General features: G+C 65.2%; 28 protein-coding genes and 1 pseudogene. 9 read left to right on the top strand and 20 right to left on the bottom strand.

The genetic code is table 11. The annotated features are described in order from the left end of the window. Nucleotides 1–33 precede the first annotated feature (33 nt). The 9 genes from MET49242_RS15675 to MET49242_RS15635 all read right to left on the bottom strand — a co-directional run bounded on the left by MET49242_RS15675 (nt 34) and on the right by MET49242_RS15635 (nt 8,985). Nucleotides 34–1,431 (bottom strand): NAD(P)(+) transhydrogenase (Re/Si-specific) subunit beta, encoded by a 1,398-nt coding sequence (locus MET49242_RS15675; protein WP_036284190.1) that lies wholly within the window; start codon nt 1,429–1,431, stop codon nt 34–36. Nucleotides 1,432–1,435: 4 nt separating this feature from the next. Further along, a complete protein-coding gene (locus MET49242_RS15670; protein WP_036284188.1) occupies nt 1,436–1,885 on the bottom strand; it encodes an NAD(P) transhydrogenase subunit alpha in 450 nt (149 codons plus the stop codon). 37 nt (nt 1,886–1,922) lie between these two features. Next, nucleotides 1,923–3,056 carry a Re/Si-specific NAD(P)(+) transhydrogenase subunit alpha gene (locus MET49242_RS15665; protein ID WP_036284187.1) on the bottom strand — a complete coding sequence of 378 codons (1,134 nt, stop codon included), beginning with the start codon at nt 3,054–3,056 and terminating at the stop codon, nt 1,923–1,925. A gap of 76 nt (nt 3,057–3,132) precedes the next feature. After that, entirely contained in the window at nt 3,133–3,276 is a 144-nt protein-coding gene (locus tag MET49242_RS15660) for an aa3-type cytochrome c oxidase subunit IV (protein ID WP_036284186.1), read from the bottom strand. Nucleotides 3,277–3,514: 238 nt separating this feature from the next. Beyond that, nucleotides 3,515–4,438 carry a right-handed parallel beta-helix repeat-containing protein gene (locus MET49242_RS15655; protein WP_036284185.1) on the bottom strand — a complete coding sequence of 308 codons (924 nt, stop codon included), beginning with the start codon at nt 4,436–4,438 and terminating at the stop codon, nt 3,515–3,517. Between the two features lie 30 nt (nt 4,439–4,468). Further along, nucleotides 4,469–5,404, bottom strand: a complete 936-nt coding sequence (locus MET49242_RS15650; protein WP_144259661.1) for a right-handed parallel beta-helix repeat-containing protein — start codon at nt 5,402–5,404, stop codon at nt 4,469–4,471. 160 nt (nt 5,405–5,564) lie between these two features. Then, nucleotides 5,565–7,205: a chaperonin GroEL gene (groL, locus tag MET49242_RS15645; protein WP_036284181.1), complete on the bottom strand. Its 1,641-nt coding sequence runs from the start codon at nt 7,203–7,205 to the stop codon at nt 5,565–5,567. A 47-nt stretch (nt 7,206–7,252) separates the two neighbouring features. Beyond that, entirely contained in the window at nt 7,253–7,540 is a 288-nt protein-coding gene (groES, locus tag MET49242_RS15640) for a co-chaperone GroES (protein WP_036284179.1), read from the bottom strand. Nucleotides 7,541–7,818: 278 nt separating this feature from the next. Continuing rightward, the gene (locus MET49242_RS15635) at nt 7,819–8,985 is read right to left on the bottom strand and encodes a serine protease (RefSeq protein ID WP_051134256.1); all 1,167 of its coding nucleotides are present in this window, start codon (nt 8,983–8,985) and stop codon (nt 7,819–7,821) included. 170 nt (nt 8,986–9,155) lie between these two features. On the opposite strand from MET49242_RS15635, the gene lspA reads away from it, so the two are divergent. The 4 genes from lspA to MET49242_RS15615 all read left to right on the top strand — a co-directional run bounded on the left by lspA (nt 9,156) and on the right by MET49242_RS15615 (nt 13,284). Further along, nucleotides 9,156–9,668: a signal peptidase II gene (gene lspA, locus MET49242_RS15630; RefSeq protein ID WP_036284178.1), complete on the top strand. Its 513-nt coding sequence runs from the start codon at nt 9,156–9,158 to the stop codon at nt 9,666–9,668. Between the two features lie 165 nt (nt 9,669–9,833). Then, complete coding sequence (locus MET49242_RS15625; protein WP_036284177.1) at nt 9,834–10,538, top strand: hypothetical protein; 705 nt, start codon at nt 9,834–9,836, stop codon at nt 10,536–10,538. 68 nt (nt 10,539–10,606) lie between these two features. Next, nucleotides 10,607–11,944, top strand: coding sequence for a pitrilysin family protein (locus MET49242_RS15620; protein ID WP_036284176.1), 1,338 nt, complete (start codon nt 10,607–10,609; stop codon nt 11,942–11,944). 56 nt (nt 11,945–12,000) lie between these two features. After that, nucleotides 12,001–13,284: a pitrilysin family protein gene (locus MET49242_RS15615; RefSeq protein WP_036284175.1), complete on the top strand. Its 1,284-nt coding sequence runs from the start codon at nt 12,001–12,003 to the stop codon at nt 13,282–13,284. Between the two features lie 27 nt (nt 13,285–13,311). Here the strand turns inward: MET49242_RS15615 and MET49242_RS23480 are convergent, their stop codons facing one another. Together MET49242_RS23480 and MET49242_RS15605 are read right to left on the bottom strand one after the other, a co-directional pair. Further along, the gene (locus MET49242_RS23480; protein ID WP_051134255.1) at nt 13,312–13,620 is read right to left on the bottom strand and encodes a type II toxin-antitoxin system RelE/ParE family toxin; all 309 of its coding nucleotides are present in this window, start codon (nt 13,618–13,620) and stop codon (nt 13,312–13,314) included. Then, on the bottom strand, nt 13,620–13,895 hold the full coding sequence (locus MET49242_RS15605; RefSeq protein ID WP_244430832.1) for a hypothetical protein: 276 nt from the start codon (nt 13,893–13,895) through the stop codon (nt 13,620–13,622). Before MET49242_RS15605 ends, MET49242_RS23480 begins: the two co-directional genes overlap by 1 nt. An 83-nt stretch (nt 13,896–13,978) precedes the next feature. Here MET49242_RS15605 and MET49242_RS25185 point away from each other — a divergent pair, with 83 nt between their 5' ends. Further along, nucleotides 13,979–14,125: a hypothetical protein gene (locus MET49242_RS25185; RefSeq protein ID WP_244430831.1), complete on the top strand. Its 147-nt coding sequence runs from the start codon at nt 13,979–13,981 to the stop codon at nt 14,123–14,125. A 53-nt stretch (nt 14,126–14,178) separates the two neighbouring features. On the opposite strand, the gene MET49242_RS23475 is transcribed toward MET49242_RS25185, so the two are convergent. After that, a complete protein-coding gene (locus tag MET49242_RS23475) occupies nt 14,179–14,571 on the bottom strand; it encodes a hypothetical protein (protein WP_051134254.1) in 393 nt (130 codons plus the stop codon). Nucleotides 14,572–14,969: 398 nt separating this feature from the next. On the opposite strand from MET49242_RS23475, the pseudogene MET49242_RS24400 reads away from it, so the two are divergent. Then, nucleotides 14,970–15,808, top strand: a pseudogene (locus MET49242_RS24400) (IS5 family transposase). Nucleotides 15,809–15,946: 138 nt separating this feature from the next. Here the strand turns inward: MET49242_RS24400 and fabI are convergent. After that, nucleotides 15,947–16,810, bottom strand: a complete 864-nt coding sequence (fabI, locus tag MET49242_RS15585) for an enoyl-ACP reductase FabI (RefSeq protein ID WP_036288347.1) — start codon at nt 16,808–16,810, stop codon at nt 15,947–15,949. Nucleotides 16,811–17,029: 219 nt separating this feature from the next. Between fabI and MET49242_RS15580 the strand changes: the two genes are divergently transcribed. From MET49242_RS15580 to ppa, 3 genes are all read left to right on the top strand, one after another. Continuing rightward, the gene (locus MET49242_RS15580; RefSeq protein ID WP_036284173.1) at nt 17,030–17,536 is read left to right on the top strand and encodes a sigma factor-like helix-turn-helix DNA-binding protein; all 507 of its coding nucleotides are present in this window, start codon (nt 17,030–17,032) and stop codon (nt 17,534–17,536) included. A gap of 9 nt (nt 17,537–17,545) precedes the next feature. Continuing rightward, complete coding sequence (locus tag MET49242_RS15575) at nt 17,546–18,436, top strand: anti-sigma factor (protein ID WP_036284171.1); 891 nt, start codon at nt 17,546–17,548, stop codon at nt 18,434–18,436. Between the two features lie 120 nt (nt 18,437–18,556). After that, on the top strand, nt 18,557–19,093 hold the full coding sequence (gene ppa / locus MET49242_RS15570; protein ID WP_036284169.1) for an inorganic diphosphatase: 537 nt from the start codon (nt 18,557–18,559) through the stop codon (nt 19,091–19,093). A 5-nt stretch (nt 19,094–19,098) separates the two neighbouring features. Here ppa and MET49242_RS15565 read toward each other — a convergent pair whose 3' ends face one another. From MET49242_RS15565 to MET49242_RS15535, 7 genes are all read right to left on the bottom strand, one after another. Continuing rightward, the gene (locus MET49242_RS15565; protein WP_036284168.1) at nt 19,099–19,461 is read right to left on the bottom strand and encodes a DUF1636 domain-containing protein; all 363 of its coding nucleotides are present in this window, start codon (nt 19,459–19,461) and stop codon (nt 19,099–19,101) included. Between the two features lie 91 nt (nt 19,462–19,552). Then, nucleotides 19,553–19,885 (bottom strand): hypothetical protein, encoded by a 333-nt coding sequence (locus MET49242_RS15560; RefSeq protein ID WP_244430830.1) that lies wholly within the window; start codon nt 19,883–19,885, stop codon nt 19,553–19,555. An 84-nt stretch (nt 19,886–19,969) separates the two neighbouring features. Then, nucleotides 19,970–20,983, bottom strand: a complete 1,014-nt coding sequence (locus MET49242_RS23470; RefSeq protein ID WP_244430829.1) for a tlde1 domain-containing protein — start codon at nt 20,981–20,983, stop codon at nt 19,970–19,972. Nucleotides 20,984–21,314: 331 nt separating this feature from the next. Next, nucleotides 21,315–21,797, bottom strand: coding sequence for a hypothetical protein (locus MET49242_RS15550; RefSeq protein ID WP_051134252.1), 483 nt, complete (start codon nt 21,795–21,797; stop codon nt 21,315–21,317). A gap of 100 nt (nt 21,798–21,897) precedes the next feature. After that, nucleotides 21,898–22,716 carry a Crp/Fnr family transcriptional regulator gene (locus tag MET49242_RS15545; RefSeq protein WP_244430828.1) on the bottom strand — a complete coding sequence of 273 codons (819 nt, stop codon included), beginning with the start codon at nt 22,714–22,716 and terminating at the stop codon, nt 21,898–21,900. Between the two features lie 198 nt (nt 22,717–22,914). Beyond that, the gene (gene metW, locus MET49242_RS15540; protein WP_036284166.1) at nt 22,915–23,547 is read right to left on the bottom strand and encodes a methionine biosynthesis protein MetW; all 633 of its coding nucleotides are present in this window, start codon (nt 23,545–23,547) and stop codon (nt 22,915–22,917) included. Then, nucleotides 23,544–24,665 (bottom strand): homoserine O-acetyltransferase, encoded by a 1,122-nt coding sequence (locus tag MET49242_RS15535; RefSeq protein ID WP_084679322.1) that lies wholly within the window; start codon nt 24,663–24,665, stop codon nt 23,544–23,546. Before MET49242_RS15535 ends, metW begins: the two co-directional genes overlap by 4 nt. Nucleotides 24,666–24,752 lie beyond the last annotated feature (87 nt).

Below are 24,752 nucleotides of genomic sequence, written 5' to 3'. Positions count from 1 at the left end.
TCCCTTTTTCGTGTTCGCGACGGTTTCGACCGGTCAGTGCGTCAGCGCCTTGACGATCGACTCGACGGTCTTCTTGGCGTCGCCGAAGAGCATCATCGTATTGGGGCGGAAGAACAGTTCGTTTTCGACGCCCGCATAGCCAGAGCCCATGCCGCGCTTGAGGAAAAGAACGGTCTTCGCCTTCTCGACGTCGAGGATCGGCATGCCATAGATCGCCGACGACGGGTCTGTCTTCGCCGCCGGATTGGTCACGTCATTGGCGCCGATGACGAAGGCGACGTCCGCCTGTCCGAACTCCGAGTTGATGTCCTCGAGTTCGAAGACCTCGTCGTAAGGCACATTGGCTTCGGCGAGCAGCACGTTCATGTGGCCGGGCATGCGGCCCGCGACCGGATGGATCGCGTAGCTGATCTCCACGCCCTCTTTCTTGAGAAGATCGGCCATCTCGCGCAGTGCGTGCTGCGCCTGCGCCACCGCCATGCCGTATCCGGGCACGATGATGATCTTGCCGGCGTTCTGCATGATGTAGGCGGCGTCGTCCGCCGAGCCCTGCTTGACGTTGCGCGTCTCCTTTGCGCCAGAGGCCGCCGCCACCTCGCCGCCGAAACCGCCGAGGATGACGGAGATGAAGCTGCGGTTCATCCCCTTGCACATGATATACGAGAGGATCGCGCCCGAGGAGCCGACCAGCGCGCCGGTGATGATCAGCGCGAGATTGCCCAGCGTGAAGCCGATGCCCGCCGCAGCCCAGCCCGAATAGGAGTTGAGCATCGACACGACGACCGGCATGTCGGCGCCGCCGATCGGGATGATGAGCGTGACGCCCAGCACGAAAGAGACGAGGATCAGCAGAAATAGCCAGATCCCGCTCTCCGTCCCGCAGAACAGGGCGATCAGCCCGACGAGCGCGACGCCGAGCATGATATTGATCGTGTGACGCTCGGGCAGAAGGATCGGCTTGCCGCTCATGCGCTCGGAGAGCTTGAGAAAGGCGATGATCGAACCCGTGAAGGTGATCGCGCCGATCGCGGCGCCGAGCGACATTTCGAAGAGGCTGCCGCCTTCGATCTGGCCCGGCGCGCCGATGCCGAAGGCGTGCGGCGCGAAGAAGGCGCTGCCCGCCACCAGCACGGCGGCGAGGCCGACGAGCGAATGGAAGAAGGCCACGAGCTCCGGCATCGCTGTCATGGGGATGCGCTGCGCGACATAGGCGCCGACGCCTCCGCCCGCGGCCGCGCCGATGACGATGAGGACCAGACCCGCGAGCGGAGGCAGATGCAGCAGAAGCGTCGTCGCCACGGCGACCGCCATGCCGATCATGCCGTAGCGATTGCCATCGCGGGAAGTGGAGGGAGAGGAAAGACCGCGCAGCGCGAGGATGAACAGCACACCGGCGACGAGATAGAGAAGGGCCGAGATATTGGCGCTCATGGCGTCAGCCCTTCTTCTTGTACATGGCGAGCATGCGCTCGGTGACGAGGAAGCCGCCGAATATGTTCACGCAGGCGAGCGTGAGCGCGATGAAGCCGAACCATCGCGCCCAGCCGGCGCCCGTGTCGCTGACGCTCGCGGGCTCGACGCCGACGGAGAGCAGCGCGCCGACCACGATGACGGAGGAGATGGCGTTCGTGACCGACATCAGCGGCGTATGAAGCGCCGGCGTCACCGACCAGACGACGTAATAGCCGACGAAAACCGCGAGCGCGAAGATCGCGAGGCGGAAAACGACCGGATCGATCGCGCCGCCGCCGAGCCCATGCGACGTCACCGCCGCCGCCGTCTGGGCGATCTGGTCGGAATAATGCTGGGCCTGGTCGGCCAACTGACGGGCGGCCTCCGCCGCGGCCCGCGCCTTTTCGAGCAATTGCTGCGTGGAATCGGTCATCGCTTGACGCCCTTTGCTGGATGGATTTCGGGTCGGCTCAGGCCTGTTTGAATCGCGGATCGATGACGGCGCCGTCGCGCGTGAGCGCGGTCGCCTTCACCAGCTCGTCTTCCCAGTTGATCGCGAGCTGCTTCGTCTCCTTCGAGATCATGGTCTCCACGAAGGCGAGCAGATTCTTGGCGTAGAGGTTCGAGGCGATGGGCGCCATGCTGCACGCCAGATTGGCGGCGCCGACGATCTTCACGCCATTCTCGACGACGGTTTCGCCCGGCCGCGTCAATTCGCAGTTGCCGCCGCGCTCCGCCGCAAGATCCATGATGACCGAGCCCGGCCGCATGGATCGCACCATCTCCGCCGATATGAGCCTGGGGGCCGGACGGCCCGGGATGAGCGCCGTCGTGATGACCACGTCCTGCTTGGCGATGTGGGAGGCGACGAGCTCAGCCTGCGCGGCCTGATATTCCTTCGACATTTCCTTGGCGTAGCCACCCGCGGTCTGCGCCTGCTGGAACTCCTCGTTCTCGACGGCGAGGAATTTCGCGCCGAGCGATTCGACCTGCTCTTTCGTGGCCGGGCGCACGTCGGTCGCCGTGACGATCGCCCCCATGCGGCGCGCCGTGGCGATCGCCTGCAGGCCCGCGACGCCGACGCCCATGATGAAGACCTTCGCCGCCGGCACGGTGCCCGCCGCCGTCATCATCATCGGGAAGGAGCGGCCATATTCCGCCGCCCCGTCGATCACCGCGCGATAGCCGGCGAGATTGGCCTGGGAGGAGAGCACGTCCATGGATTGCGCGCGGGTGATGCGCGGCATGAACTCCATGGCGAAGGCGATGGCCCCGGTCTTCGCGAGTTCGGCGAGCGCCGCCTCGTTGCCGAAGGGGTCCATGATCGCGATGACGGCGAGATTCTGCCTCGCGCCGGCGAGCTCTGCGGCCGAGGGGCGGCGCACGCGCAGCGCAACGTCGGCGCCCGCGAGCGTGGTTGCGGCGTCGGGGCCAATCATGGCGCCGGCCGCCGCATAATCCGCGTCGGAGAAGCCGGAAGCGGCGCCGGCGCCGGCCTCGACGGCGACCTCCGCTCCCATACTGACGAATTTCTTGACGGTTTCAGGGGTCGCCGCGACGCGCGGCTCGGCTTTATCCGTTTCAGCCAATACGGCTATGCGCATGACGAACTCCGGTTGCGTTGAAAACCGTCGCCGTCATGGGAGCCCCTGACGGCTTGGCGTGAGGGGCTTTGCGCGGTCAGCGCGCGAGGAAGAAGTAGAGCGCGAGCAGCGTTATCGCTGAGGCCGCCGCTGAGAACTTCAGGAGCCAGAGGAAGCCGTTGTAGGTCTTTTCATGTTCGGCCCAGTCCGCGTCCGCGCCGGCGCCGCGATTGCTCGCCATCGAAACCACTCCCGATTCTCAGGTTGCCGCGCGAACGGAAGCGCCGCGCGTAACCGAATGCTAACCGAGCGCGATCCGTACCGCAACGTCCCGAGCCCGCGCGCTTTCGTCGCTCCCGCACAAAGGCGCCGAATGGCCGCGACGCATGAAAAAAGGCCCCGCCGGAAGCGGAGCCCATGGATGGATCTTTCGCGGGCGCGAAGAAAATTATTCCCCCGAACATCAACGCATGCGGGCGTCAGTGAAGCGGCGCGGCCGTGAACGCGCCCAGCGCGTCGTCCGTATTGCCCCGAATGACATTGTCGCCGGAACTCTCGATCATCGGCGCGCCCGGCGTCTTCGCGGCGACGGCGTTGCCCGTCAGCGTCGAGCGGCTCAGACGAATGATAGCGGAGTTGGCGATGACGCCGAATGGAAAGCCGCGCAGCGTGGCACCTCTCAAGACCAGAACGGCGCCCTGGGCGGCAAATCCGGCGCGGCCGTCGGCGGAGCCGCCCGGAGCGTTCGTCGCGGAGCTGTTTTCGATGACGACTGCGTTGAAGCTGGTGTAGGACGCGCCCCCCAACCACATCGCGCCCAGCGAATTATCGACCAGCCGCAGGTCGCTCGCATAGCCGCCCGACACGGCGGCGTGGACCCCAAATCCGCCGTTGTTGGCGATGGTCGTACTGGAAAACACGAAGGTCGGATTGTTGCGGTTATTCATGAACACCCCGTCGTTACCGGCGTTTCGCACGACGCTGTCGGCGAGTTCCAGCCGTTTGCCCGAGTTGAGGGTCAGTCCCCAGGTGTTCGGCCCGCTTCCCTCGATCGTGAGCCCGCGCAGGCGCACGATGGCGAGAGCATTGGCGATGACGCCGATCGCGCTGGTGTACGGCGCGTTGGCGCGCACCACCGCAGCGCCGCGGCTCTCGTTCACGACATTGACCGACTTGGTGAAAGCGACAGGGGCGTAGTCGCCAGGGTCAAGGATGCTGATGTAGCCGCCCGTTGCGACGGCGTCTTGCGCGACCTGCAGACTGCGGCAGGGAGCGGAAATGGTCCCGCAGCCGGTCGTGTCCGTGCCGCGCGTCGAGACGAAGATCAGGATCGGGGCGGCAAGAGCCGACGATGCGAAGAGGCCGAGCGCGCCTGCGATGGCGCATGAATATCGCGTGAGCATGCTGTGACTCCAAAAAAATCTGGTGAAATTTCAGTGATTGCTCACGGGCGTCAGCGTGGCGAGCGAGTCGTTGGCGTTGGCCCTGACGACATTGTCGCCGAAACTTTCGATCACGCCGCCCTGCTTCTCGGCCGCCAAATCGTTGCCGACGAGCGTTGAACCGGAAACACGAAGAACGCCGCCATTGTTGGCCGAAACGCCGATCCTGTTGTCCTTCGACGTGGTCTCGCGCAGCGTCAGACGCGCGCCGGCGCCGGCGACGCGAAAGCCCGCGCCGGGACTGACCGCGCGATTGCCCATGGCGACGCTTTTCGTGACCACGACCTCGGTGAGCGCCGAGGACGTATTCTCCAGAAGGGCGCCGCCCATTGCATTTTCGAGAAGCTGCACGCCGTCCATTTCGCCCTTTGCATTCGTCGCGGCGGGAACGGCGCGCAGGCCAAAACCGGCGTTGTCGGAGATGACGGTGTCGATGACCGAGAAACGGCTGTTGGCGCCGGCGAGCGTGACGCCGTTGCTCGTGAAGTTGCGTATGGCGGAGTCTGCGATCTCGAGTCGGGCGCCGGAGCGGAACACGACGCCATTGAGGCCGCCGCCGCCGCCCTCTATGGTGAGGCCGCGCAGCCGCACGACATCGGCGGCGCCGGCAAAGACCTGCACCCCGTTCTTGCCCGCGCCCGTCGGCTGCACGAGGGCGACGCCCGTTCCCGCATAGACGACATTGACCGATTTGGTGATGGTGAGCGCGCCATATTCGCCGCTTTCCATCACGTCGAGCTGGCCGCCGGGCGCGACGAGATTATGCGCATATTGCAGCGTGCGGCAGGGGCACGCGACGCTTCCGCAGCCAGCGGCGTCGACGCCGCGCGCAGACACCGCAACGAGATTTGAGGCCGCGTGAACCGGCCCCGCAAGACCGGGCGCCAGCAGAAGACTCGCGACAAAAACGGGAAAACGCCGCCGCATGATGATCCGCTCCACAAATTCATTGTTTCAATGGGGCCGCGTTTTCGCGGCGAATGAAAACTAGAGCTGTACAATTACCAGTGAATGAATCGCGTGAAACGAAGAAAGCCCCGGGTCTCCCCGGGGCTTTCCGTGTTGAACAGTCGCTGAAGCGGTGGACTTAGAAGTCCATGCCGCCCATGCCGCCCATGCCGCCGGCCGGCATCGCGGGGGCTTCCTTCTTCGGCGCCTCGGTGATCGTCGCCTCGGTGGTGATGATCAGGCCGGCGATCGAAGCGGCGTCCTGCAGCGCGGTGCGCACGACCTTGGTCGGGTCGATGATGCCGAGCTTCATCAGGTCGCCGAACTCGCCCTTCTGGGCGTCGAAGCCATAGCCGTATTCGGTGGCCTCGAGCAGCTTGCCGACCACGACCGCGCCGTCGCCGCCGGCGTTGTCGACGATCTGGCGCGCCGGAGCCTGGATGGCCTTGCGCACGATGTCGACGCCCGTCTTCTGGTCGCCGTTGGCGGTCTTGACGCCGTCGAGCGCCTTGATGGCGCGCAGCAGCGCAACGCCGCCGCCGGGCGACACGCCTTCTTCAACGGCCGCGCGGGTCGCGTTGAGGGCGTCGTCGACGCGGTCCTTCTTCTCCTTGACTTCAACTTCCGTCGCGCCGCCGACGCGGATCACCGCAACGCCGCCCGCGAGCTTGGCGAGACGCTCCTGCAGCTTCTCACGGTCGTAGTCGGAGGTGGTCTCCTCGATCTGCGACTTGATCTGGGCGATGCGGGCCTCGATGTCCTTCTTGTCGCCGGCGCCGTCGATGATCGTGGTGTTCTCCTTCTCGATGCGAACGCGCTTGGCGCGGCCGAGCATGGGGAGCGTCACGTTTTCGAGCTTGATGCCCAGATCCTCGGCGATCATCTGGCCGCCCGTGAGGATGGCGATGTCTTCGAGCATGGCCTTGCGGCGATCGCCGAAGCCCGGCGCCTTCACGGCAGCGATCTTGAGGCCGCCACGCAGCTTGTTGACGACGAGCGTGGCGAGCGCCTCGCCCTCGATGTCCTCGGCGACGATGACGAGCGGCTTGCCGGTCTGGACGACCGCCTCGAGGATCGGCAGCAGCGGCTGCAGCGTCGACAGCTTCTTCTCGTGGATAAGAAGATAGGCGTCGTCGAGCTCGGCGATCATCTTCTCGGCGTTGGTGATGAAGTAGGGGGACAGATAGCCGCGGTCGAATTGCATGCCCTCGACGATGTCGGTCTCGGTCTCGAGGCTCTTGGCCTCCTCGACCGTGATGACGCCCTCATTGCCGACCTTCTGCATCGCTTTGGCGATTTCCTCGCCGATGAAGCGGTCGCCATTGGCCGAGATGGTGCCGACCTGGGCGATCTCGTCGTTGGAGGTGACCTTCTTGGAGTGGGCCTTGAGGTCGGCGACGATGGCCTCGACGGCGAGATCGACGCCACGCTTCAGATCCATCGGGTTGAGGCCGGCGGCCACGGCCTTGGCGCCTTCCTTGGCGATCGAGGCGGCGAGCACGGTCGCAGTGGTGGTGCCGTCGCCGGCGATGTCATTCTGCTTGGAGGCGACTTCACGGACGAGCTGGGCGCCGAGATTCTCGAACTTGTCGGAAAGCTCGATTTCCTTGGCGACGGTCACGCCGTCCTTGGTGATGCGGGGCGCGCCGAAGGACTTCTCGATCACGACATTGCGGCCCTTCGGACCGAGCGTGACCTTGACGGCGTTGGCGAGGACTTCGACGCCGCGCAGAATGCGGTCGCGTGCGTCGGTGGAGAAACGGACGTCTTTGGCAGCCATTTAGAAACTCCTGGAGATGATTTGAAAGCGGGAAGGGCGGGGTCGGGTCAGTCGACGATGCCCAGGATGTCGCTTTCCTTCATGATGAGCAGGTCTTCGCCGTCGATCTTGACCTCGGTGCCGGACCATTTGCCGAACAGCACGCGATCGCCGGCCTTCACATCGAGCGGAACCAGCTTGCCGCTCTCGTCGCGGGCGCCGGGGCCCACGGAAATCACTTTGCCTTCCTGCGGCTTTTCCTTGGCGGTGTCGGGGATGATGATGCCGCCCTTGGTCTTTTCCTCGCCTTCGAGACGCTTGACCACGACCCGGTCGTGCAGGGGACGAAACGCCATTGCCAATTCTTCCTTTTCTGCGCTTCGAGCGGCCTCGGCCGCCCGTCGCAAGAGATAAGCGAAAGCTGTTGGCACTCTCTAAAGACGAGTGACAACAGCAGGCTGGACATATTCCGCCGCCAACGCAAAGTCAAGATTAGACAGAAGGGGAGATCGCCTTTTGCCGCGATTTCATCGCCGCGGCGACCTCAGATCGAGAGAGGGAAACCATAAAAAAAGTCGCCCCGTCCGGATGTCTCCGGACGGGGGCGTTTTACAAAGTCAGGTGAGGCGAAAACTCAGCAGTTTCCAGCCCGATGCGCGCAGGACTTGTTCAGAAGGTCGATGAAGCTCGACGTTCCGCTCGACATCAGGATCGAACCGCCCAGATATTTCGGCTCGGTGGCGACCGGGCCGTAGGAGGAGACCGACTTCAGCCAGTTCCTCGCCGTTCCGGAGGGAGAGCCGGCTCCAGCGACGCCGAAATCCTGAATCCAGGGGCCGCCGCTCGTGCCGCCGCGCTGCGCGGAACCGTAAGTGACCGTGTTGCTGCCTCCATTGGCGAAGCTTTCGGCGGTCGTGTTCTGCATCTTCGCGCAATTGTCCAGATTGCAGGGATAGCCGATGATCGTCAGATGGTTCGGCGACAGGCCGCCCGTCGAATAGCCGAGATAGCCGGTGAACGCCGAAATCTTCTGGCCCGCGGTGTTGTCGCGCATTTCCATCATGGCGACGTCCTGCTGGTTGGGCACCGAACCATTGCCGCCGGACCAGTAGCCGGAGACGATCACCCAGGCCGGCGTCCACGTGCCTTTCGGCGCGGCGCCGTTGTTATAGGCGGGGATGAACACCCAATTGCTGTAGAAGTATTTGTTGGTGCTCGGGTCGTCGCTGGTCGGTCCCGCGTGATAGACGCAGTGGCCCGCCGTCACGAGAACGCGCGGCCGCAGCACCGACGCCGAACAGACCGAGTTGCGTCCGGTCCGCGGATTACGGAATGCGAGGCGACCCGTCGTCACGTAGGGGTAGGTCGTCGTGGCGGCGTCGGGGAACACCCGGCTCGTCGTGAAATGCGCGCCATAGGAGCTCGTGTTGCGGCTGGTCCCAGCATCATCCGGCGCGGCGCCCGTCAAAGGCATCGGCGGATGCAGCCGGCGCGCGATGGCGCTGGAGTCCTCGGTCGTCGGAGGCGCTCCCGCGCCCGTCTGCGACGGGCCCGCCGCGGCAGCGGTCGAGTCGATCGGCTGCAGCCGGTGTCCCGGCCCGGGGACGAGTTCGATCGGCTTTGCGTTCCTGATGCGGTCCGCGGTCCAGTAGTTTTCCGTCGACCTGGCGTCCCCGCCCGGCGCCGTCAGAGGCGGCGCAGCCTGCGCAAAGGCGCCCGACGCCAGAAGCGTCGTCGCAAATACAGCGGCGGAAGCCTGAAACAGCCGGGATCCGACGCCCGGCGTCTTAAAAAATGACATTTTGCCCCTCCAAGTTATAACGCATAACCCCACAGGGAGGTTTACATATACAAAAGGCAACGCTTGTGCAAACTGAATCGTGGGCGTTCGCCGCGGTTGCCCCTCGGGCCGACCCGGCCTAGTAAGCGGGATGAGGCTTTTTCGCCGCTCCGCTTCTGAGGACGTCCCGCTTGTCCCCCCGACCGACCCCTCGCGCCCTCGGCCTCGCCGCCGCGCTCGCCGCGCTCGCGCTCGACCAGGCGCACAAGTACTTGATGCTGAACGTCTTCGACATTGCGGAGCGTGGACCGATCAATGTCGCGCCCTTTCTCGATGTGCTGCTGTCCTGGAATTACGGCGTCTCCTATTCGCTGTTTCCCGCGCATGAGGACTCAGCCAGGGCGGCGCTCCTCGCGGCGCAGGGCGTCATCGTCGCCGGACTGGCCTTCTGGCTCACGAGGGCCCGGGACCGGCTCACGGCCCTGGCCCTCGGCCTCGTCATCGGCGGCGCGCTCGGCAACGCGACGGACCGGATCACGCGCGGGGCGGTCGCGGATTTTTTCTATCTCCACACGACCCTGCCCGTCGGCCCGCTGGCCAATTACGTTTTCAACGTCGCCGACGTTTTCATCACGGCGGGAGTGGCGCTTCTCCTTTACGAGAGCCTTTTCGCCCCGCCGGAGTCGCCGGCCGAGGGGCCTTGATGCGGCCGCGATTCGCGCGCCGGCCGCTTTTGGCTTAAGGAAAAGCGCGCCCCGCCACTAAATCGCCAACAAGTCGCGCACATGTTGCGGCTTTCGGGGTCAAGCAGAGGTCTCGGCGTCGCGTCTCGCGGTCGCCGTCCTTTTGGGCACCAGGGAGATCCTTCGATGAAGCTCGCACGGTCGCGGCGTCGCGCCATCTGCGCTTTCGCCGGTCTTGCGGCGGCCTACGCCGCGCCGGCTCTGGCCTATGACGACAAATCCACGATCACCTCTGTGATGGACCTTGTCGGCGTGTCCACCGAGACGGACGCCAGGTCGATCGACTACAGCGAGCGCCCGAAGCTCGTGCTGCCGCCGAGCCGCAGCGCCGACGTTCTTCCCGCCCCGCGCGAGAGCGTCGACCGCCCCGACGGCTGGCCGAGCAACGCCCCGGGAACGCAGCGCAAGAGCGATCGCTTCGGCCGCGTGGCCGGCGCTCCGCCGGACCCCAAGAAACCCGGCCTTCTCGAGCGCGTGCGCGGACCCGCGCCGACTGCCGCGCCCGGGACCGACGACGAGCCCGGCCTCCTCCAGCGAGTGATGAGCGCCCGCGCCCGCAACGCCGCCAATGAGCCGGACGAGCCCGCCCGCCGCCAGCTCACCGAGCCGCCGGACGGCTATCGCCACCCGACGCAGGCGCTGGGCTCGGTCCGCGACACGGACGCCAAGAAGACCAGCTGGTGGAATCCGCTGAGCTATATGGGCGGCGGCGGGAACGACAACGATCCCGTCGCGCAGCCCGGCAGCGTCACGCCCGCGCAGCAGGCGAGCAGCGGCGGCGGACTGTCGAGCCTGATGCCGAGCTTTCTGAGAGGTTCTGACAAGAACTGATTTTCGGCCTATATAGGAGGCCAATGTCTCCTGATTTGCGCGGCCCTGCGCCGCGGGAAAGGCCGTTCATGTCTTCGCAGCCGTCGGCGACCGCCCCGTCTCTTACCCCGGGCGCGGCCGCCGCCTCGTCCGCCGGCGCCGCCGCCGTCTCCCATTTCAGGCTCGACAACGGACTCGAGGTGGTCGTCATCCCCGACAACCGCACGCCCGTCGTCACCCATATGATCTGGTATCGCAACGGCTCCGCCGACGATCCGATCGGCAAGTCCGGCATCGCGCATTTCCTCGAACATCTGATGTTCAAGGGCACGACGGCGCATCCGCAGGGCGAGTTCTCCAATCTCGTCGCCGAACTCGGCGGTCAGGAGAACGCCTTCACCAGCTACGACTACACGGCCTATTTCCAGCGCATCGGCAAGGAGCACCTCGCGACGCTGATGGATTTCGAGGCCGACCGCATGCGCAATCTCGTCCTCACCGACGAGGTGGTTTTTCCCGAGCGCGACGTGGTGCTCGAGGAACGGCGCATGCGCACCGACAACGACCCCTCCGCCCAGCTCGACGAGGCCGTGCAGGCGGCGCTTTTCGCGCATCATCCCTATGGCACGCCGATCATCGGCTGGAACCACGAGATCGAGAGTCTCGGCCGCGAGGACGCGCTGAATTATTACAGCCGCTTCTACACGCCGGAGAACGCAATTCTCATCGTCGCCGGCGACGTCGAGGCGGCGGAGGTCGAGCGGCTCGCGAAGGAGAGCTACGGCCGGATTCCCGCGCGCGCCGAGCCGCCGCGCCGCACCCGCACGCAGGAGCCGCCGCACCGCGCCCACCGGCTCGTGACGCTCTCCGACGAGAAGGTCGAGCAGCCCGCGCATGAGCGCGTCTTCCTCGTGCCTTCCTACAAGACCGCCCGCCCCGGCGAGGCCGAGGCGCTGGAGACGCTCGCCTATATGCTCGGCGGCGGACCGACGAGCGCGCTCTACGAGACGCTGGTCGTCGAGAAGAAGATCGCGGTCGGCGCCGGCGCCTATTATCTCGGCTCGGCGGTCGACGACACGCGGCTCTGGGTCTACGCCACGCCCGCGCCCGGCGTGTCGCTCGAAGAGCTCGACGCGGCGATCGACGCGGTGCTGAAATCCTTCGCGGAGGCGCCGATCGACGCGCAGCATCTGCAGCGCGCCAAGACCCGGCTGATCGCCGACGCGATCTATGCGCAGGACAGCCAGGCCTCGCTCGCGCGCTGGTATGGCGAGGCGCTGGCGACCGGCCTCACCATCGAGGACGTGCAGGCCTGGCCGGAGCGCATGGAGATGGTCACGGCCGCCGACGTCACGGAGGCCGCGCGCAAATGGCTCGACAAGCGCCGCTCCGTCACCGGCTTCCTGACGCCGGCCGACGCCGCCTGAATCCTTTCGAGGCCGGCGCCGCGAGCGTCGGCCGTTCTCCTTTTCGGGATTTCCCAATGACCGCCCATGCTCCCGTCGTCACCATGGCCTCCCGCGCCGAACATGTGCAGCGTATCGTCACGCCCGGCGGCGTCACGGCCTGGCTCGTCGAGAGCTACGCCGTGCCGCTCGTCGCGCTCGAATTCGCGATCCGCGGCGGCGCGGCGCAGGACCCCGCCGACAAGCCCGGCCTCGCGACGCTCCTGGCCGGCATGCTCGACGAGGGCGCCGGCCCCCATGACGCGCGCGGCTTTCATCGCGCCATCGACGAACTCGCGATTCATCTGGGCTTCGGCGCCGACCGCGACTCGATTTCGGGCCATTTGCAGACGCTCTCGAAGAACACCGGCAAGGCCTTCGAGCTGCTGAAACTCGCGCTGACCGAGGCGCGTCTCGACGCCGCCGACGTCGCCCGCGTGCGCAGCCAGCTTTCGGCGGAGCTGAAGCGCGATCTCAACGAGCCCGACGCCATGGCGTCCAAGGCTTTCCGCGAGGCGGCCTTCCCGAACCATCCTTACGGTCGCCCCGTGCGCGGCGATCTCACCACCATCGACACGCTGTCGCGCGAGGATCTCATCGCGATGCGCGAACGGCTATTCGCGAAAAAGGACCTCGCGATCGCGGTCGTCGGCGCCATCGACGCCGCCACGCTTTCCGAGCGGCTCGACGAGACCTTCGGCGCCTTCGCGCAGAAGAACGATCTCATTCCCGTCGCGCCGGTCACGCTGGCCAATGTCGGAACGCGCAAGGTCGTCGACCTCGACGTTCCGCAATCGACGATCCGCTTCGGCCGTCCGGGCGTGACGAAGCGCGATCCCGATTATTTCGCGGTCGTCGTCGCCAATCACATTCTGGGCGGCGGCACTTTCACCGCGCGCCTCTTCCGCGAGGTGCGCGAGAAGCGCGGCATGGCCTACAGCGTCTATTCGCAGCTCAACGAATATGACCAGTGCCCCATGCTGCTCGGGGCCGCCGCGACCCGCAACGAGCGCGCGGGCGAGGCGCTGAAGGTGATCGAGGAGGAAGTGCGCCGCTTCGCCGAGGAAGGCCCGACCGAGGACGAACTCGACAAGGCGAAGAAATTCCTCATCGGCTCCTATGCGCTGCGCTTCGACACCTCGACGAAGATCGCAAGCCAGCTCGTCAATCTGCAGATGGACGGTTTCGAGCCGAGCTATCTCGACGAGAGAAACGGCAGGATCGCCGCGGTCGGTCTGGAGGACTGCAAGCGCGCGGCGAAGCGGCTGCTCGGCGACGGCGGGCTGCTGGTGACGATTGTGGGGCGGCCGGAGGGGGTGTGAGGGGCGAACGCCGCCCCGCCTCAACTTCTAGGAGCCTCGCATAAGCTTCTCGGTGATATTGCGGCGTCCGTGAACAATGCGCATGATGACGACGGTGCCCTCAGCGGGCATATGCTCGTAGATCACAACGTAAGGCGCGATGACGGAGACGCGCACGGACTCGCCAAGAGAGGGGCGCCGGGCGCCGCTATCCGGATATTCAGCCAGGCGATCGTAGAGCTTGTCGAAGTCGGCAATATAGCGCGCAGCTATGCGCGCTCCCGCCTTTGCGGCAAGGTCGGCAATAATGTAATCGACGTCGCCGTCGGCGAGGGACGTTAAGAGGACGCGAGCCACTATCGACGCAGCGCCGCCAGACGCGCCGCGTTCCGCGCCTTATGCTCCTCAAGCGTGAGAACATCGCCACTGGCGAGAGCCTTGCGGGCTTCGTCGACCAGGGGTTTCGCCCAGGCCATGTCATCTTCGAAGCCGGTCGCAAGCTCCGCGATGCGCTGGTCTATGAGCTGGCGGGCGGCGTCCTCGATCGAGGCGAACTCCCCCGTAGCGACATGCGCCTGGAGCCATGCTTCCTGATCGGGAGTGAGGGTGATCGACATAGGCTTGTATAACATGGAAAGCCGCAATTCGGGTAGCGGCTCCTACGCGCTGCACTCGACCCCTCGACCAAGGCCGCCAGCCACTCGTCGATCTGCAGATGGACGGTTTCGAGCCCAGCTATCTTGACGAACGCAACGGCAGGATCGCCGCCGTGGGCATGGCAGAATGCAAGCGTGCGGCGAAGAAGCTTTATGGCGACGGCGGGCTGCTGGTGACGGTGGTGGGGCGGCTGGAGGGTGTGTGAGGGGTGGCGTAGGGGCCGCGTGCAAGAGCCTACCTTTCGCAGCGGCCTATACATTATCCAAGAATAGGCTCTTCGTCGGATTCAATCGTCGAGGCTTCACCTTCCTCCTCGTCCTGAACAATCACGCCCTCGAGGAATTCACGGTGTCGCTCCTCAAGAAATGCTAGGGCTTCGCCGTCATCCACGTTGTGTTCGAGAGCATCCCTCACGAATTGCAGGCGGGCATTATTTTCGTCGAGAATTTCGCCCCAAGTCTTCACGCCAATGGAATAATTAGGGCCTCGATTCACCAAGCGTCTTTCGGGGTCTGTGCCTGAGGCGATTTCGGACTCCACGAAATCGTCGTAGCTGTCCGACACAAGCCAAAAGTGCCACTTCACACCCTTCACTCGATGATAGCGATCATCGCGCGCAACAGAGAGCGCATAGTCTTTAATCTGGGTCAATTCCTTGTGAGTGAGCTTAACCTTTGGGGCTCAATGACAAGGTGCTCATAGTCATCGGCACGATGTCGCTTTTGTGAACGAGACAACATAAGGTCGACGATGCCGCGCTTTCGCGTTAGCAGCTTGACCGGTTCATCGATGACGAGTTCAGGATCGAGCCGCGCTTTATGAGCCTTCAAGACAGTCGTTAGCTCTTTGTCGCTAGCCCAGAGATTGAACTCCTCCCCGAAGATCCAGGTATTCGTCTCAAGTATTTTGTGGAGCTGGCTCCGCTCTTTAAGGTGTTTTTTCGCTTCAAAATCGAATAAAATAATCCTCAGTGTCGGTCCGAGGACAAGTTGAATCGGATGAATCGGTTATGATTCAATGATGCGGCCTGATTCTCGAAGGGGCCGCCGATGTGGACGAATGAAAATCGTGCGCGATACGATCGCAGCAAATTGCGCTACCCGAGCGACGTGACCGACTCGGAATGGACGCTCGTCGAACCGCTGATCCCACCTGCGAAGCGGGGTGGAGGGAAACGCACGGTCGAGATGCGCGCGGTTGTGAACGGCTTGATGTATGTGCTCTCGACCGGCTGTCAGTGGCGCGCGATCCCGAAGGATTTGCCGCCCAAGAGCACGGTTTACGGCTATTTCGATCTTTGGACATATGACGGGACGCTCGATCGCATCCACCGCGCTCTCTACGTGAAATGCCGCGAAGCGGCGGGGCGCGAGGCCAGCCCGACCGCCGCCGTTATCGACAGCCAGAGCGTGAAAGGCGCAGAAAAAGGGGGCGTCGCATCGATCCGCATGGCTACGATGCAGGAAAGAAGATCAAGGGCAAGAAGCGGCATATTCTCGTCGATACGATAGGCCTGCTGCTTCACGCGCTCGTTCATCCTGCCGGCATCCAGGATCGCGACGGCGGCGTTCTCGTCCTGCGCACGATGTTGGGAAAATTCCCGTTTCTGCAAAAACTGTTCGCGGATGGCGGCTATCAGGGCCCGCAATTCAGGGACGCGCAGAAGAAGGCCTTGCCCTTCGTCGTCACCGAGATCGTCAAGCGCTCGGATGCCGCCAAAGGTTTCGAGGTTTTGCCCCGACGCTGGGTCGTCGAAAGAACCTTTTCATGGCTTGGTCGCTGCCGAAGGCTGGCAAAGGACTTCGAAAACCTCAATTGCAAGGCGCTCGCGTTTCTGCACCTCGCTTCCATCCGCCTGATGCTCAGAAGGCTCTGTAATCAAGAATGAAGTTCACGGACAGACTCTTGGACAAGCCAACTCTCGAAAGTCGAGCCGATATACAGGCTCGCTTCTTCATCGCATTTTACTCGGGAATGAAGGAGGCGTGGATGGCCGGGACAAGACCGGCCATGACGGGGTGACTACCTACTTCACATCCTGCGGCAGCAGCGCCAGCAAATCCGCCATCTTCGGCGCCGCGCTCGGGTTCATCATGCCCACGACATGATAACCCGCGTCGACATGCAGGATTTCGCCGGAGACGCCGCGCGACATGGGCGACAGGAGATAGACGGCGCTCTCGCCCACTTCCTCGATCGTCACGACGCGGCGCAGGGGCGAATTATATTCGTTCCAGCGCAGGATATAGCGGAAGTCGCCGATGCCGGAGGCCGCCATGGTCTTGATCGGGCCGGCCGAGATGGCGTTCACGCGGATGTTCTTGGCGCCGAGATCGGCGGCGAGATAGCGCACGGACGCCTCGAGCCCCGCCTTCGCCACGCCCATGACGTTATAATGCGGCATCCATTTCTCGGCGCCGTAATAGGAAAGCGTCAGCAGCGAGCCGCCCTCCGGCATCAGCTTCTCGGCGCGCTGGGCGATGGCCGTGAAGGAGAAGCAGGAGATGTTCATCGACATCAGGAAGTTGTCGAGCGTCGTGTCGACATAGCGGCCGTCGAGCTGGTCCTTGTCGGAATAGGCGAGGCAGTGCACGACGAAGTCGATCCTGCCCCAGAGCTTCTCGACCTCGGTGAAGATCGCGTCGATCGTCTCGGGCTCGGCGACGTCGCATCGGCCCACGACATGGGCGCCCAGATCGGCGGCGAGCGGACGAACGCGCTTCTCCAGCGCCTCGATCTGATAGGTGAGCGCGAGCTCGGCCCCGGCATCGGCGCAGGCCTTGGCGATGCCCCAGGCGATCGAGCGATTGTTGGCGACGCCCAGAATCAGGCCCTTCTTTCCGGCGAGAACCCCGGCGAAAGGAGCGGCGGGCGCGGCTTGCTGTGTCATCTGGGCGTCCATTTCTGATGCGTAAACGGGAAGCAGGCGCCCTTTAGCGTGGTTTTCGCCCAAAGGAAACCCTGACCGCCGCTTCGCCTCCCGCCCCGGAAAAACCGCATCGGGAGTCGATCCTGCGCCATGGCCATTCGCGCGTGATTGCCCTATCATGCGATAGGAAACGTCACTAGCTGCGCAAAGAACAAATCAAGCCGTTGGATCGAGCCGCAGATGGGCAGGAGAGCGGACGAAATTCTCGAAGGGCTGGGCGGGGCGACCCCCGCGCTGCGACGTTATGCGCGCGCGCTTTGCGCCGGCGCGGGCCCATCCGTTTCCGACGATCTCGTGCAGAGCGCTCTTCAAAGCGTCGGCGCCCGCGTCCGCGCCCGTGAGTTGCGTCCGGGCGATCATGACGAGGCGCGGATCGAGGCCTATGGCGCGCTCACGGCGCTCGCCGCCCGCAAGCTCGCCAATGCGCCGCGCCCGGCGCCGCGGCACCCGCCGATCGTGCACGACCTCGCCGACCTCGCTTTCGAGGATCGCGCCGTGCTGCTGCTCGTCTCGCTGGAGGGCTTCGGCTATGACGCCGTCGCCCGCATTGTCGGCGCGCCGAGAGAGACGGCGCTCGCGCGCCTGCGCCGCGCCCGCGCCGCGCTCTCGGCGGAGGGGCCGACGCTGATCGCGCCCTCCGACGGCGCCGCGCGCCGCGCGGCCTCGCATTTGCGCGTCGTGAAATAGGCGAACGTCGTGTCCTCATCCGTCTTCGTCGAGGAAGCCGACCTGCACGCCTTCGTCGACGGCGAGCTCGACGGCGAGCGCCGGAGGCTGGTCGAGGATCACCTGCTGCAGCATCCCGAGGCCGCGGCGCTGGTCGAGAACTGGCGACGCCAGAACGCCGCGCTGCGCGCCGCCTTCGAGCCCGTGGCGCTGGAAACCCTGCCGCTCTCCCTGCGCGACGCCGCGACCCGCGCGCCCGCCCCGGCGCAGGGGCCCATCGAGACCGGCGCCGTTCATTGGGGCCGGCCGGGCGCCGCCCCGCGCCAGCCACGGCGAATAGACGAAATCCGCGCATCGCGGCGGCGGCAGGCGATCGTCTCAACCGTCCTGACGCTCCTCGCGGGCGCCGCCGTGGCTGCGCTGGTGGCGTTGATCTTTGCGGGCCGGAGCGAGACGCGCGCGCCTGTCGCCCTCAATATCCTTCAAGGCTATGTGGCGCGGGCGGGGCTGACCTATGCGACCTTCGTCGCCGATCCGCGGCCGGTGGAGATCGACGCCGCGAGCCGCGCGGAACTGGTTTCCTGGCTGCAGGAGCGCGTCGGCTTCTCGCGCCTCCCCGATCTCTCGGAGGTCGGCCTGCGCCTTCTCGGCGGCCGCATCGCGCCGGGCGTCGCGGCCCCCGCGGGACTCCTGCTTTATGAGCGCGCCGACGGCGGCCGCGTCGGCCTCTATTTCGAGCGCGCCTTCGCGGCGAGCGCGCCACAGGGGCCGCGCGCCGGGACGGGGTCGAGCGTCACGGCGATCGAGTGGCGGGCGGCGGGCTTCGCCTTCGTGCTCGTCGGGCCGCTGTCGGCCGAAGACATGCAGCCGCTCGCCGAGCATGCGGCCGCGAGCGTCTCGGCGCCGGAACCGCAACGCTAGAGTCGCGCCGCGTTTAATGGGATAGTCGGCGGCGCGAATCGGCCTCCCCGAATAGTCGCCTGCGCGTGTCATTGATGAAAGAGCGCGCCGAAACGAAATCCCCCATATGGAGCCATATCAATGCGTCTCGACGCCATTCCGATCGGCGCGAACCCCCCGCATGAAGTCAATGTCGTCGTCGAGGTGCCGCTCGGCGGCGAGCCGATCAAATATGAACTCGACAAGGCTTCGGGCACGCTCTTCGTCGACCGTTTCCTCTATACGGCGATGCGCTATCCCGGCAATTACGGTTTCATCCCGCATACGCTGTCCGACGACGGCGATCCCTGCGACGTGCTCGTCGCCAACACCCGGCCCGTCGCGCCGGGCGCGGTGATCGCGGTGCGGCCGATCGGCGTGCTGCGCATGACGGATGAGGCGGGCGGCGACGAGAAGATCATCGCCGTGCCGTCGACGCGTCTCACGCAGCGCTATGTCGATGTGCAGAACTACACCGACCTTCAGGAGATGACCTGGCGGCGCATCGAGCATTTCTTCGTGCACTACAAGGATCTTGAACCGGGAAAATGGGCGAAGGTCGCTGGCTGGGGCGACGCGGCGGACGCGCGCGCGCTGATCTCCGCCGCGATCGAGCGCGCGAAGGCCGACAAGAAGTAAGGATGCTACGGGAGGGGCGGCGTGCGCGAAACGACGCCCTTCCTGAAACATACGGGACGCTCCTTCCAGGGAACGATGCCGTTGTCGCTGGCCGCGAAACTTTGCGCGGCGTCGATCAGTTCGTCGACATGCGCCTCGACGTCGAGATCGCCGATGACATAGGTCCATTTGCCCGGCGCGGCGAAGGCGATCGTCGCCGGCCGCTTGCAGACCGCGAGACATTCGACCGGCTCGACGGCAAGCGTGAGATTACGCTCCGAAAGCCGCGTCCGAAGGGCGTCGAGAAAGACGGCGCCGGGACGAACCTCCGCGTCTGCGCCGTCGCGACACGACACGCAAACGAAAACCGTCACATCCTGCTTCGACACGCTGTCCTCTCCGGCGATTGATAGGCGCGAGACTTTTCGGCCAGCGCGCGCGGAAAGACAAGCATTATGACGCGCCTGACCGCGAGGCTTCTCACTCCGTCAGAAAATCGAAGGGATGCGCCTCTTCGCGATAATATTTCCTGAAATCCGTGGGAGAAAGCTGCTGGCGACAGGCTTTCGACAATTGCTTCCTGTATCGCTTCAGGCAATTTTCCATCTCGAAAATGAAGATGGTGTTGCCGCCGCAGAATCTCTCCGCGTCTTCCCGGCATGCGGCCTGCTCGGCCGCCATGTCTTCCGCCGTGCTCGCGGCGGAGGTGTTCTGGGCGAAGGCCGACGAGATCGCGGCGATTGAAAAAAGCAGCGTCAGGGCGACGAGTTTTCGCAAGGCGTCCTCGCATGGCATGAAAAGCTCATGCGGCATCATAGCCCTACGGTTCGCGAGCGGAAACCCGGTTCACGCGAGCGAATTTCAATGTCCGGACCCTGCGCGACGCCGCGTCGATGATTACATATGTGCGACGACGACGAGACGCTTCACCTCGCCCCTCTTGTACGCCTGCAGGAATGCGTCATAGTTGCGGAAGGACACGCATCCGTTGGAGTCGCCGTTGGGGCCGAGCATGTAGGTATGCGCGAGAAGACCCGCGCGTCCGAATATGTTTCCGCCGCCGATTGGCGTGAGGCGCAGGGCCTCGACGCCGTGGAAAAGCGCCTCCCGCGGCGACAGCGAGTAGACATGCGGCGGCGTGGGGCCGTGCATTCTCTCATGCACGTAGCGCGGATCGTCCAGCCGGGAGCCGAGGCCGGAATGGGCCTCCAGTTTCGTGCCGTTGGGCATGTAGACCGTATGCGCCGAGATGTCGTAGATCGCGGTGTAGCGGTCGGCCCCGCCGGTCGAAGGGCTGACGGGCGCCGGCGCCGTCGCCGGCTTCGTTCCGCCGAAAAGGCCGGTCTCCGCTGGCGCATAGGCCAGCGCCTGTCCGGGCGCCTGCGCGGCTTGCGGCGACGCGGGCGTCGACGCGCCGAAAAACTTCTCGAAGATAGAGCGATTGTCGGCGGGCGCGGCGGCCGGCGCGGCCGGCGCGTTTTGCAGCGCCTGGCGAAGGGGGACGCGGACCGGGCCGCGGCTCGCGGAATATCTCAGCTCGGACGGGCGACGCGGCGGCAGGGGCGCGACCTCGCCCTCCACGACGGCTGTCGTCGCGGCCTGCTGCTGCTCCGGAACGGCGGCGGGTGTTTGCGGCGACGTCTCGACTTTCGCTTCCACCCGGGCTGTCTGCGCTGTCGAAGCCATGCGCGCGCGAGCGCCCATGTCGACAAGCATCGGCCCGTAGGGAAAGGCCACGGGCGTCGTCCCTGAAGCGGCCCTCGGCGCCCCGGCGACTTCGCTCGGGGCGTTGGGTTGCCCATGCAGCATCCACAGGCCAGCGGAAAGGCTCAATGCGAGCGCGCTGACGGCGGGAATGGCGCGGGAGAGCGATTTCAAGGATGTGAAGGCGGTCGAGTGGGCTGAAGCCATGTTGCGCATGGATCCTCTGTTGCACGCTCCCGTCATCGGATTCATTCGCCGGGCGCGCCTTACGACGGAACCGTTCCTCGCCGCGGGAAGGTTCGATCAATTGCGTAGGCTGCGCGGGGAGCCCCGTGACACCAATATCAACAGGCCATCGCGGCCTTGCTTGGACGGCTTTGGGGCGAATTCTTGGCCATATCGGGCGACATCGCGAATCGCGTTTTCGCCTGCTGGCGTCTGGAGTCTTTCCGGGCCGGGCGGCTACGGAAAGACTCTCGTTACCTTAGTTTTGCCGGTTTTTCTTCTTGCGAAATCTCTTCGTTGCGCTCGAAACGACTCAGGGATTGAAGGCGCATCTTGCGCCGCCGCCGGCTTTCTCTCGCACTTCGTCGGCGTCGACCTGACAGTCGAGCGCCGTGACCGCGACATGGATCGAGCCGGCCGCGCCATCGGCCGCGACGCCATTTTCGACGAGCGTGGCGTATAGCTCATGCGCCTTGCGGCCCACGAGCTCGATCTTCTTGTCGCCGAAAGCGAGGGTGCAGGCGTGCTGCGTGACGTCGACATTGCTCGCGCGGCAGTCGATCGAATCCGCCTTCACAACGATGTTCTTGCCCTTGGGATGGGGCATTTCGGCGTGTCCGTCGAGAAAGGCGGCGAGGAGACGTTTTTCGAGCGGGACGACCTGCGGCGCGCGGTCGCCGACGAGAGCGGCGAGCGCCAGCGCCGAGGGGCCATTGGTCGCGCCCGCGAACGCTTGCGCCGAAGCAAGACATGAAAGGGAAAGCGTGAGAACGATGAAAGTAATGCGCGATGTCATGACAAAGCTCCTTGGCCCGGGAAAGCGGGACAGCGCAAAAAAGAACAGCGCCGCATCATAAGTGCGGCGCCGGCGCGTCAGGACAAGGGCGTTGCGGTTCCTATGCGGCGTCGTCGCGGGCCGCGTGGCCGGCTCGCTCCGAGGGCAGGCGCGACTGGCGGCCGAGCTGATCGCATTGATCGACGAGGCGCGACACGCTCTCGACGAGCACGTCGCGTGTTTCCGTGCGCACGCCATAGTCGCGCAATTTTGCGAAGGCGCGCGACAGCGTCTCCTGTTTCACGCCGAGCCGCGCGGCGATCAGCCGCTTGTCGTAGGGCAGGCGGAAACGGCATCGCTCCTCGCCCGGCGGGCAGAGCGACAGAATGAAATTCGCGAGCCGCTGGTCGGCGTTCTGCGCCTTGAGCGATTCGATCTCGGTGATGAGCGCCGCGATCTTGTCCTTGGCGTCCTGCGTCACGGCGCTGCTGAGCGCCGGCGACTCCTTCATCAGACGCGCAAAGCGCGCCGCAGGGAGCTTGAGAACCGATGTCTGCCCCACCGCCTCCGCCGAGACGCGATAGATTTCATTGGCGTTCGAGGGCGGCTCGCCCACCGTCTCGCCGTCTGAGCGGATGCCGATCAGCGTCTCGTCGCCGCTGGGCGCGATGCGCAGCATCTTGACGAAGCCGTGCAGGATCACGACCACCGCGCTCACCGGATCGCCCTGGCGAAAGATCACGGCGCCGTCCTCGAAGGCTTCAACCTTCGCTTCCAGAGCGAGACGCGCGAGCGTCGCGTCGTCCACGGTGGAGAAGATCGGCAGATCACGCAGGGCCGGCGGGTCGCCTGCCGTCGCGCGCGACCCGCGACGGCTGACGCGCGTCTTCCGTGACGGAACGGCGTAGCTCAGCGGGGTGTCCCCCGGATGCGTGCTCAAGCCCGCGTCTCCTCGTTCCGGCGAAGATGCTCCTCGCACGGTCTTTCTTGCTTTTTGAAGCGTATCCCGAAAGGAAGCCGCTCGCCCCCCGCGCAATGCAGGTTATCCAATCGACATTATTGAGGCTAACGCGAATGGCGCTGCGGCGAAAGAACAACAGGCGGGACAAACCGTCGCATGTCGCATGTTCCGCCGCGCCTATTTGCCGGGAGCGCCGCGTTCGAGAAGAAAGACCGCCTGCTCGCCCATGAGATTCCACACCCACCAGGGCGCGTTGACGCGGATCGGCGAGCCGGCGCGGTCGAGCGCCACGCCGCGCTCGATATGCGCCCCGAGATCGTCGACGAGTTCGACGAAATCGCGGATCGTGCACAGATGAATGTTCGGCGTGTCGTGCCAGTGGTGCGCCAGATTGCCGGTCACCGGCATCCGGCCTCGAAAGGCGAGATAGGCGCGCACTTTCCAGTGTCCGAAGTTTGGGAACGAGACGATCGCGCGCCGGCCGATGCGCAGCATGTTGCGCAGCGCCTCGCGCGGGCGCCGCGTCGCCTGAAGCGTCTGCGACAGAATGACATAGTCGAAGCCGTCGTCGGGATAATCCGCGAGGTCTGTATCGGCGTCGCCCTGAATGACGGACAGTCCCTTGGCCACGCATTCATTGACGCCGCGCTGCGACAGCTCGACGCCGCGTCCGTCGACGCCCTTCGCGTCTTCGAGAAGCTGCAACAGCGCGCCGTCGCCGCAGCCGACATCCAGCACGCGCGAGCCCGGCGCGACCATGTCGGCGATGACGCGCAGATCGAGGCGCGGATTCTGCGGGTCGCCGTTCACTTGCGCGCCTCCTTCAGGCCGCGCGCGGCGGCCGCGGATTCGAGAAAGCCGCGCGTCGTCGCGAAGAACATTTCCTCATGCAGCAGGAAGGCGTCATGTCCCTTGTCGGACTCGATCTCGACGAAGGAGACCGACGCGCCGCCCGCGTTCAGCGCATGGACGATCGCGCGCGAATCCGATGTCGGATAGAGCCAGTCGGAATCGAAGGCGACCACGCAGAAGCGCGTCTTGGTGTCCTTGAACGCCTGCGCCAGCGAGCCGTTGTAATCCGCCGCGAGATCGAAATAGTCGCAGGCGCGGGTGACGAAGAGATAGGAATTCGCGTCGAAGCGCTCGACGAAGGCGAGGCCCTGGTAGCGAAGATAGTTCTCGACCTGGAAGTCGGCGTCGAAGGAGAAGGTCGGCGCCGAGCGGTCCTGCAGCTTGCGGCCGAATTTGCGCTGGAGCGCGGCCTCCGAGAGATAGGTGATGTGCGCCGACATGCGCGCAACCGCCAGCCCTTTCTCGGGACGTACGCCCTGTTCGAGATAGCGCCCGCCGCGCCAGTCGGGATCGGCCATCACCGCCTGCCGCCCGACCTCGTGAAAGGCGATGTTCTGCGCCGAATGTTTCGCCGCCGTTGCGATCGGCATGGCGGAGAAGACGCGTTCGGGGTAGCTCGCCGCCCATTGCAGCACCTGCATGCCGCCCATCGAGCCGCCCGCCACGCAGAACAGCGTGTCGATGCCGAGGTGATCGATCAGCATCGCCTGCGCGCGCACCATGTCGCGGATGGTGACAACCGGAAAGTCGAGCCCGTAGGGCTTGCCTGTCGCGACATTGATCGAGGCCGGGCCCGTCGTGCCCATACAGCCGCCGACGACATTCGAGCAGATGAGGAAATAGCGGTCTGTGTCGAAGGGCTTGCCCGGACCGACCAGTGCGTCCCACCAGCCCGGCTTGCCGGTGACGGGGTGCACGCCCGCCGCATATTGGTCGCCGGTCAGCGCATGGCACAGCAGGATGGCGTTGCTGCGCGCCTCGTTCAGCTGGCCGTAGGTCTCGTAGCCGATGGTCAGCGGCGCGATGCGCCCGCCGCCGTCGGTGAGGAGGGGGCGATCGGCCGGAAAGGTGACGATCTTTCCGTTGGTCCTCGCGCTGCCGCCGGACCCGGCGCCGGGTTGTCGCGCCTGAGACGAAGTGGTCAATGAATCCTCGCGGGCGTC

The organism is Methylocystis sp. ATCC 49242 (genome assembly GCF_000188155.2).
GTDB lineage: Bacteria > Pseudomonadota > Alphaproteobacteria > Rhizobiales > Beijerinckiaceae > Methylocystis.
This window is presented reverse-complemented; position numbering and strand designations above follow the sequence as displayed.